Raw genomic sequence first — 9,825 nt, forward strand, 5'->3', positions numbered from 1 at the left:
TATCGTTCGCAATAACAAATCTAATGCACTATTTTAGGTGAAACAGTCCACTACTAGACTAACTGCTATATTCCGAAGATAAGGAATTTTATTAAAACCCTAAAATCAGTAAAGTTAAGGAAGTATTTGATTATAGCAGTTGAAGCAAAAGGTAGGAAATATCAAAAGCTTAAAACTCAAACAATGTAATGTTTTTCTTTCTTCTTTCTTATTCCTTCTGGATTTTAGGACTAAAGTCCTAGATAAAATTAGGACTTTCAGCTCTGGTTGTTTACGAGCGATCGCCTATAGGATTAAGACAATAAGCACCTAATACATGGAGTTGTAAATAAATCTCATGAAGCGTCAATCTTTTTCTCTATTATTATTTGGCCTTGTTGCCACTATTCTATTAGCTAATCCTTTAAAAGTTAATGCTCATCCTAAAAATTTGAATCTGACTCCCGAACAAAAAACTCAGTGGGAAGAAATTCGAGCGCAAAGCAAAGCTCAAATCCAAAATATTCTAACCCCCAAACAGCAGCAACAGCTCCAAACTTTGACTTCACAAGGTCAACGCCCCCGTAGAGCAATGAAAGAGTTAAATCTCTCTGAAGAACAAAAAACTCAGATGCGCGAAATTATGCAGTCATCCCGAGAGCAAATGGCGAATATTTTAACTGAAGAGCAACGAGAGCAGTTTCGTCAACATATGCAAAGACGGAGAAGTCAGCAGTAGGGGAGTAGGGGAGTAGGGGAAATTAACATAAAGTAGTGCTGCTACGCGGAAGTTAAAAGCGAGTGCGTAATTCTGAGGTTTCCTACGGGGCGTATAAAGTGCGGAAATAGTTCCGCACACAGACCCTCCAGAATGTAAGACGCACTCAAGACAGTCAATCATTTTTGATTTGTAATTGTTTTAGGATTTTGTAACTGGTCAGTTATTTCCGCCATCCTGCACTAGAATTTTAACAGTCACTTACAAACTTTGGTGTAAAAATCTATTCCCTGTTCCCTGCTCTTGCAAAACGCCGTTCTTAGAAACCTACGATAATCTATAGAAATCTATGATTATCTGTTCTATTCTTGCTTCTACCTGGCAACGTCGGCGTTATCCAGTCCACAAGCTGACACGGACGTTCGCGTTAGCGTTGCGGAGCAAACTGCCCGCCATAGCTAAATTTAATGCTGCATTCAAATCTCGATCACAAATGAAGTCACAATGTTCGCAATTGAAAACGCGCTCTGATAAAGACAGAGATTCTTTAACAGTTCCACAGTTAGAACAAGTCTTAGAACTAGGAAACCATCTATCAACAATGGTTAAGGATGAGCCGTATAACTCACACTTGTACTCTAGCTGTCTACGAAACTCATAAAAACCCATAGAACCAACAGCTGCCGCTAACTTATGATTAGCCATCATGCCTGATACATTCAAATCTTCTATTACTATTTGACTGTGGTTTTTAGCCAAGTAAGTAGTTAGCTTGTGCAATGTATCTTTTCTGATATTAGCTATTTTGCTATGTAGTTTAGCTATCTTCAGTTGTGCTGCCCTCCAGTTGTGAGAAAACTTAGTTTTATGTCGGTTCAGGTATTGCAGCCGAGACAACTTAGAATCTAACTTTCTTAAAGATTTAGCACCAACAAAAACTTCACCAGTTGAGAGTGTTGCTAGAGATTTTACACCTAAATCTACACCAACTACATCTACTAATTTCTCAGTGTTTTGAGGTTCTCTTTCTACTTTAAAGCTGACAAACCAACGATTAGCTTTTCTACTAATAGTTACAGACTTCGGATTGATATTATCTGGCAAGATTTCATAAGTTTTTACCCATCCAATTCTTGGTAGTTTAATACGATTAAAGCCGACCGTAATTGAGCCATCTAAAGTAAAGCTATCATCCCTACCTTTTTTCTTGAATTGAGGTTGTCCTGAGACTTTGCCAAAACAACGCTTCCAAGCTAATGACAAATGCCTCAAAGCATATTGAGGCGCTGTTTTAGACACTTCATAATACCAACAGTTATTAGGTTTAACCATTGCTACTAAAAGTTTATGTAAGTCAATTGCAGTAGGAAACTTAAGTTTGCTGTCTGGATTATTGGAATTGTGATTAAGGATGTTTCTAGTTAGCCATAATCCCCAATTCCAGGCGTGACGAGCTACACCAGCGTGTTTAGCTAGTAAGGTTATTTGCTGATTATTCGGATGTAGTTCAGTATGATATCCAAGTAACATAAAACAGATAATCCCAGATTTTTATAGATAATACCAGATTTTAGCCAACAGTTACAAGCCCTGCATTCTCAAAAAATACCAAAGCTCAAGATTAATTCTAAATTCTAAATTATCAAAAAATTCTAAATTCTAGTGAATCCTTTTTTCATAACCGATCCATTCTTTTTCCCGTAACAAATACTTCTGTACCTTACCCGTAGCAGTTTTTGGCAGTTCTATAAATTCAACTGCTTTCGGAATCTTAAAAACTGCTAAATGCTGACGACAAAAATCAATGATTTCCTGTTCCGTCGCACTAAAATCAGGCTTGATAGTCACAAAAGCTTTGGGAACTTCACCTCGTTTCGCATCTGGAATAGCTATCACCGCAACTTCTAAAACTGCCGGATGTTTATAAATAACCCTCTCCACCTCAATAGTAGAAATATTTGTGCCACTACTAATAATAATATCCTTAGCGCGATCGCGTAACTCAATATAACCATCTGGATAGCTCACTGCTAAATCTCCACTGTGAAACCATCCACCTCGAAATACCCTTTCAGTCGCCTCTGAGTCATTAAAATATCCCTGCATTACATTACAGCGCTTTTCATTTGAGTAGACCACAAAATTATTTTTGGCACTTAGAGTAGGGAGTAGGGAGTAGGGAGTAGGGAGTAGGGAGTAGGGAGTAGGGAGTAGAAAAATGCTTTTGGGTTGCCCATACTAACTGTAGTCTATCCATGTGAAAAGCGCTATATTACCGCGCATCACAACTTCTGAATTAATTTCTATTCTTCATGCAATCATTAAAAATACCAAAGCTCAAAATTAAAAGAATGCAGAATTAAAAGAATGCAGAATTCAGAATTTAGAATTTAGAATTACGTTTTGCAATGGGTATTTTATATAGAATCCGGTTATATAGTATATGTTTATAATTCTACTTCAATATTCAATATCCCCATCTCCCCACAGGGCTAATTTGTGGTCAGAGAATATTTGTCACCCTATATTTTCCATTAAGTAACTTTGGCAAGATATAAGAGATTTCAAAAGATACAATTTTTCTCCGGTGACAATGAATTAGTCCTGCCATCTCCCTATCTCCTCCGACTATACAAGTATTCAACCGGATTTGATATTACCCCAACGCAAAACGTGCTGCATTGTCAAAAAATACCAAAGCTCAAAATTAATTCTAAATTCTAAATTCTAATTTATAACCCTTCCATTGCTAATCTTCATGCAATCATTAAAAATACCAAAGCTCAAAATTAATTCTAAATTCTAAATTCTAAATTCTAAATTCTAATTTATAACCCTTCCATTGCTAAATCTTCAATAACTTGCAGACCCCTGGGGTCTCCTACTCGTAACAAAGATGATTTAGCATCTTCGCGCACTCCCATATCTCGATCTTCTTCTAATGCTTCAATTAAGGCATCAATACCACCTGCATAAACTATATTAGAAGGTAATTCTCGACATAATTGACCAATTGCCCATGCACAATTACTTCTAACTGCTGGCATTGAGTCTCGTCGCAAACCTTCGATTAATGGTGGTATTGCCCCTACTACCACTTCATAACTAACTTTGGCCATCTGGCCAAGAGAACTTGCTGCCCATAGACGTACTGCAGAAATATCTGTTCTGAGGACATCAACTAAAGGCTCCAAAGCACGGCGATCGCGACAATTTCCCAAGGCCCAAACTACTCCTTTACGGACATAGCCGTTGAAATCCCTATTCAATTGTGTAATTAGAGGTTCTACTGCATCTGGGCTAGGATTACGGCCCAAAGCATAAGCAGCACTTACTCGTATTAATGGACAATCATCCTCTAATAATTTAATTAACGGAATAATAGCCCGTTTTTCCTGGAGTTCACAGAAAGCTCGCGCTGCAATCATCCTTTGGGAGGGTTCTGAAGAAGTTAGCAATGGCAACATTTCCTCTGGATCTGGTTTTGGGGGTTCCTCTCCTAAATGATCTAAAGGACTTTCTGCCATTGGCTGCATATTTAGTTGATTGAGGTCTTCATTGTCCATAACATTCAAGAATTTAGAATTTAGAATTTAGAATTTAGAGTAACCTCTTCTTATAAAATAAATGGAGAGGCTTTATACCTGAATTTTTCGGTAATTTTACTGTACTGATGTACCTTATGACTTTTTTCTTTCTTTTGTAAAATTGTATTAGTACTATGACAAATTAATCAAAAAGAAATTAACTATTTATCAAATTTTTAGTCCAAATATCACCTAAGCTTGATTCATTTTTTGCCAACATTCGCAAGCGATCGCCCAATCTTCTTCTGTATGTACTACCAACACTCGGACTTTTGAATCTGAAGTAGAAATTTCGGTATCCATCTCTGATTTAATATTTTTTTCCCGGTCTATTTTTAATCCTAAAAACTCAAAATTTTCACAAGTTTTTTCTCTGACAATTGCTGAATGTTCTCCTATTCCAGCAGTAAATACTAAAACATCTACACCACCAAGAGAAGCTAGCATTTTTCCAATACAACAATGAAGTTGATGAATATAAATATCGAATGCTAGTTGGGCACGTTCATCTCCTTCTTGCATCGCTGTGGTTATATAACGCATATCTCCAGATTTTCCAGATATTCCTTTTAATCCTGATTCTTTATTGAGAATTGTATTGAGTTTTTCTGCATCAAGACCATATTCTCGCATTAAATAAATGAGAATTGCCGGGTCAATTGAGCCACTACGAGTTCCCATCATTAATCCTTCTAATGGAGTAAATCCCATAGTAGTATTAATACTAATTCCATTACGAACTGCTGCTAAAGAAGCTCCATTACCTAAATGACAAGTAATTATCCGCAAAGATTCTAGTGGTTTTCCTAAGATTTTTGCTGTTTTTTGAGCACAATATTTATGACTTGTGCCATGAAATCCATAGCGTCGAATTCCTTTTTCAAACCATTCATAAGGAATTGGATAAACAGCAGCTTTTTTTTGCATTTTACTATGAAATGCTGTATCAAATACTGCTATTTGAGCCACATTTCCTAATGTTTTTTCAATCGCTTCAATTCCTTCTAAATGATTTGGATTATGAGTAGGCGCTAAAGGGATAAGATTTTTGATTGTTGCCTTGACTTTATCTGTAATTAATGTTGCCTCTGAATAATCTGAACCGCCATGAACTACTCGATGACCAACTACATTTATATCGGATAGTTTTTCTATAACTTTAGTTTCTCCTTGGCTAAGAGTTTCTAACATTTTAGCAATGCTTTCTAGGCGTTTTTCTGGATTAAGTTTTACCTCTTTTTCTATTCCATTTGCTGCTATTTCCATCAAGCCATAATTATCATTAGCAGTCCAGTCAATTGCTGCTTCCCAAATTGGTTTTGGTGGATTTTCTGGTAAGTTTTCCCCAGTAATTTCATACAAGCAACTTTTTTGAGAACTAGAGCCGGCGTTTAAAACTAAAATTTTCATAGTTAATAATTATTTCTATTGTTTAAATTATACTTTTTGGTAATAGTATACGAGTAACGATATTCCCTCGTAAAAGTTAATTAGTTTTTCTATAGCAATCCTAAATAGGTTGCGACAAATCAAAAAGTAGATAAAAAAACTGAAACTCTTACCTGTTCCCAGTTAAGTTTTCCCTCACAGGAGTCAGCATTCCGCAAGCGAGCTGAGGGCGACGCGGGGTCTGACCGCTCTCTTGGTCGATTGGATATGGCGAGGAGACCCGCTCTTATCAGAGCCGCTCCGCTGTTAGCGCAGCTTTGCGATAGCAAACGCCATCCCTCGACCGCTATTCCCTAAAAAGCAGTAATATTTTTGACACGAATAAAATAGGATTGCTATATATTTTTCCTGGAAAGAAAATTTAGAATTACTTAAAATCAAAAAGGTTCCTTGTCGCCTATTCTCTATCTTTAAGTAAATACCTACTTTTTAATAGCAGAAGTCAGAAGGAAAAATCTGGCTTTGTCTGAGTTTTAAGCTTTTAATATATCCTAATTTTTGCTTCTACTACTATGCTAATAAAGACAGAATAAAGAAGATAAAAAATTAACTTAAATTTCGATTATCAAGCCTCCTTATTTATTAAAAAACCTACTTATATCCTAATCCCAAATCACCGAAAAACTTGTGGTTTAAATCCTCATCTTTTAAAAGGATAAAAAGGAAAATATTCCTTTTAGTCAATCCTACCCATTTTAAAGGAGAAGTAATTATTAATTATTAATTATTAATTATCTTAAGTTCCCTGTAAAGATCGTAACTTTTCGTCCAGATAACAACGGTCTGATAAACAATGTAGCAATGGACCATGATGACCCATTTCTACAATACTTACTCCACCAACCAACATCGCAATGCGATCGCGATACCTGCCAATATCAATTCCCAATAAATCACAAAGCATAATTCTAATAGTTGCTTTATGAGATACAACTAATACATTACCCGTTTCATATTTATCTTGAATTTCTTGAATTACCTGAGAAGAGCGACGAGCAATATCTATACCTTTTTCTCCACCAGTAGGTGAATTCCAACCAGGATCTGTTAACCAACGAACATATTCATCATGGTAGTTGCGATTAACTGTTTCTGGAGTTTCTCCTTCCCATTTTCCGTAAGCAATTTCTTTTAAACCATCCCTTATTTGCATTTCTAATCCTACTGCATCACATAAAGGTTTTGCAGTAGCAATTGTTCTTTTCATTGGGCTAACATAGGCAGCAGCCCAATTTAATGAGCTATGAGTTTTAGCAAATTGTTCTGCCATTTCTAAACCTTCTGGTGTCAATTCTGGATCTAAAATTCCACAGTAACCGCCAGTTTTACTGTATGTAGTCTCTCCATGCCGGATAAAATATAGCTTCAAATTCATGGTCTATGTTCCTAAGAATTTTTCTTTGATATACTAGCACTTCTACTAATTAAAAGTTGAAGGTCAAAAGCAAGATGAATTAAATAGTTAAACCTTGGTTAATAACGGGTTAATTTTAGATAAAAATAATTGATTGTTTTTTAGTTAATTAAAAATATTATGAATATAAATAGACTATTTCTTCATTGAATAAAGTACAAAGTTAAAAAAATTAGGCAACAAAAAATCCAGGAGTATAATGTACATATGTTGAAAATTAGAAGTCATATATTAAATATTTCAAATAAGTAGTAAAGCAACATTAGTTGTAGATTTGATGATTAGCTAATAGCGAGGAAAGATAATGGCGTTGGTAATTTGAGGTATGATATCATGTCCGGATAAGAGCGTGATAAAACTCCATTTTGCTGACGCATAGTTCCACTGAACGTTTACGCTCCCCGAAAAACTTTCTCCTTCTATTCCTCTTTACTTCTTTCTTCCCTCCTGACTACTGACTCCTGACTACTGACTCCTAAATAATTAAGATCAATATCATACACTAATTTACCAACGCCAGATAATTTTTATAGCTATTGCTCAAGCACACAAGTATATTTTTTTTGCCTTAGTGCCTGCTTACAAATGTTAAATTAATTTTACATAGGTACTTAATTAATAACATTTTTATGATTTGTTCATAATCCTAAATCTATAAATTCAGCCATATTAAAGATATGATTATATAAATTTAGCTCAATAAATGCTAACTTGAAATTTAGTATCTGGTAATATCTTACGAAGCTGAAAGTCACAGAAATTATAGCGTAGAAACTATTAATTTATATGACTTTTGACTTTTGACTTTTGACCTTTGATTGATAAATTATAAATACTATGACTTTTGAACGTGCAAGTGGCATCATACTACACCCTACCAGTTTACCTAGTAGGTTCGGCATCGGGGATTTAGGTAAATCAGCTTATGAGTTTATTGATTTTTTGGCCAGAAGTGGACAAAAAATCTGGCAAGTATTACCTCTAGGCCCAACAGGTTATGAACATTCACCCTATACTATGAATTTCAGTGCCTTTGCAGGAAATCCTCTGTTAATCAGTTTAGATATATTGGCAGAGAAAGGATTATTAAATCCTGATGAACTTATACCTCTAGCTTCAGAAGGAGATCCAGCATACGCCAGAGTCAACTTTGCAGAAGTTATTCCCCACAAAACTAAGTATTTCCAGCAAGCTTACCATCGCTTCAAACAAGCCATTCCACCAGAATACGAAATTTTTTCCCAACAACAATCATATTGGCTAAATGACTATGCTCTGTTTATGGCTTTGCATGAGGCCAACCCAGATAAAACATGGAATCAATGGGAAACAGGTTTAGCTCGTCGAGAATCAGGTGCAGTAAAAATAGCAACTGAAATATTACACGAAAATATTGAATATCATAAGTTCTTGCAATTTCAGTTTTTTGAACAATGGACAAAAGTACGCAGATATTGTAATAGTAAAAATATCAAAATTATTGGCGACGTTTCGATTTATGTTTGTCATCATAGTGCAGAGGTTTGGAGTCACCCAGAAAACTTTGAACTCAACCCAGAAACTTTAGAAACTGCATGGAAAGCAGGAGTACCACCAGACTATTTTAGTGCCACTGGGCAGTTATGGGGAAATCCTGTCTATAAGTGGGAAAACTTAATTAATACTAACTTTGCTTGGTGGATCGAAAGGTTTAGGGCAACTCTACAATATGTAGATATCGTGCGCATCGATCATTTCCGGGGTTTTGAAGCTTTCTGGCGAGTGCCTGCGGGGGAAGATAATGCTATTAATGGCGAATGGGTAAAAGCACCTGGATACAAATTATTTTCCAAATTACAGGAAGCTCTGGGAACTCTACCTATCTTGGCAGAAGACTTGGGAATTATTACTCCAGAAGTAGAGGCAATGCGCGATCGCTTTGAATTTCCGGGAATGCGAATATTATTGTTTGCTTTTGGCGGTGAGGCAGATCATCCTTACTTACCTCATAGTTATATCAACAACTGCATAGTCTACACAGGTACTCACGATAACGATACTACTGTCGGTTGGTGGTTACAAGCTCCTCAGAAAGTAAGACAGCACGTTGCTCAGTATTTGGGTTATGCTAGCGATGGCGATCTCAATGAAATCAGTTGGTCATTGATGCGTTTAGCTTCCGCTTCTGTTGCTGACATGGCAATATTCCCTCTCCAAGATATTCTTTCCTTAGATAACAAAGCTCGTATGAATGATCCTAGTGTTAATCCTGGACAGTGGCGCTGGCGCTATACCACTTCAGAGCTTTTGACTCAAGAATTGAGCGATCGCTTACTACAACTTACTCAACTTTACAACCGATAATTTATGGGCAGAATAGTATAATATGTTACTTCTTTTTTTACTAACTAGATGTAGGAAACAGAAAAAAAGTCATTATCGCAGTCGAAGCAAAGGTGATGACAGTTAAACAGTTCAAAACTAAGATAAGGTAATACTTTTCCCTTATCGGTCTATTACCCTACTTTTACAGAAAATGTCAATGGGGTTGGTGGCGTGAAAATTCCCATCGACCCCATTCTTGTCCTTATATCATATCCGATTGAATACTTATAATATCTGTGGACCGAAGGCAGAAGGCAGAAGGCAGAAGGCAGAAGGTTTTTTATATAGCAATGTGCGCTAGCATATTTACAAAT

General features: G+C 36.1%; 7 protein-coding genes. 2 read left to right on the forward strand and 5 right to left on the reverse strand.

Annotated elements, in window-relative coordinates; translation table 11 throughout:
• Nucleotides 1-337 precede the first annotated feature (337 nt).
• Nucleotides 338-718 (forward strand): Spy/CpxP family protein refolding chaperone, encoded by a 381-nt coding sequence (locus tag AC3DU7_RS15655; protein WP_488040257.1) that lies wholly within the window; start codon nt 338-340, stop codon nt 716-718.
• A gap of 372 nt (nt 719-1,090) precedes the next feature.
• On the opposite strand, the gene AC3DU7_RS15660 is transcribed toward AC3DU7_RS15655, so the two are convergent.
• The 5 genes from AC3DU7_RS15660 to AC3DU7_RS15680 all read right to left on the reverse strand — a co-directional run bounded on the left by AC3DU7_RS15660 (nt 1,091) and on the right by AC3DU7_RS15680 (nt 7,108).
• Nucleotides 1,091-2,227 carry an RNA-guided endonuclease InsQ/TnpB family protein gene (locus tag AC3DU7_RS15660; RefSeq protein WP_488040258.1) on the reverse strand — a complete coding sequence of 379 codons (1,137 nt, stop codon included), beginning with the start codon at nt 2,225-2,227 and terminating at the stop codon, nt 1,091-1,093.
• A 129-nt stretch (nt 2,228-2,356) separates the two neighbouring features.
• On the reverse strand, nt 2,357-2,836 hold the full coding sequence (locus AC3DU7_RS15665; RefSeq protein WP_488040259.1) for an AMP-binding enzyme: 480 nt from the start codon (nt 2,834-2,836) through the stop codon (nt 2,357-2,359).
• Between the two features lie 689 nt (nt 2,837-3,525).
• A complete protein-coding gene (locus AC3DU7_RS15670) occupies nt 3,526-4,263 on the reverse strand; it encodes a HEAT repeat domain-containing protein (protein ID WP_488040260.1) in 738 nt (245 codons plus the stop codon).
• A gap of 213 nt (nt 4,264-4,476) precedes the next feature.
• Nucleotides 4,477-5,694, reverse strand: a complete 1,218-nt coding sequence (locus AC3DU7_RS15675) for an acetate kinase (RefSeq protein WP_488040261.1) — start codon at nt 5,692-5,694, stop codon at nt 4,477-4,479.
• A gap of 775 nt (nt 5,695-6,469) precedes the next feature.
• The gene (locus tag AC3DU7_RS15680) at nt 6,470-7,108 is read right to left on the reverse strand and encodes a histidine phosphatase family protein (protein WP_488040262.1); all 639 of its coding nucleotides are present in this window, start codon (nt 7,106-7,108) and stop codon (nt 6,470-6,472) included.
• A gap of 876 nt (nt 7,109-7,984) precedes the next feature.
• On the opposite strand from AC3DU7_RS15680, the gene malQ reads away from it, so the two are divergent.
• Nucleotides 7,985-9,490 carry a 4-alpha-glucanotransferase gene (malQ, locus tag AC3DU7_RS15685; RefSeq protein ID WP_488040263.1) on the forward strand — a complete coding sequence of 502 codons (1,506 nt, stop codon included), beginning with the start codon at nt 7,985-7,987 and terminating at the stop codon, nt 9,488-9,490.
• The last annotated feature ends 335 nt before the right edge of the window (nt 9,491-9,825 follow it).

The sequence above is a fragment of the Okeania sp. genome (assembly GCF_983059655.1).

Coding starts and splice junctions, on each gene's coding strand:
- AC3DU7_RS15680 (WP_488040262.1), bottom strand. CDS start 7,108: ATGAATTTGAAGCTATATTTTATCCGGCATGGAGAGACTACATACAGT.
- malQ (WP_488040263.1), top strand. CDS start 7,985: ATGACTTTTGAACGTGCAAGTGGCATCATACTACACCCTACCAGTTTA.
- AC3DU7_RS15660 (WP_488040258.1), bottom strand. CDS start 2,227: ATGTTACTTGGATATCATACTGAACTACATCCGAATAATCAGCAAATA.
- AC3DU7_RS15675 (WP_488040261.1), bottom strand. CDS start 5,694: ATGAAAATTTTAGTTTTAAACGCCGGCTCTAGTTCTCAAAAAAGTTGC.
- AC3DU7_RS15670 (WP_488040260.1), bottom strand. CDS start 4,263: ATGGACAATGAAGACCTCAATCAACTAAATATGCAGCCAATGGCAGAA.
- AC3DU7_RS15655 (WP_488040257.1), top strand. CDS start 338: ATGAAGCGTCAATCTTTTTCTCTATTATTATTTGGCCTTGTTGCCACT.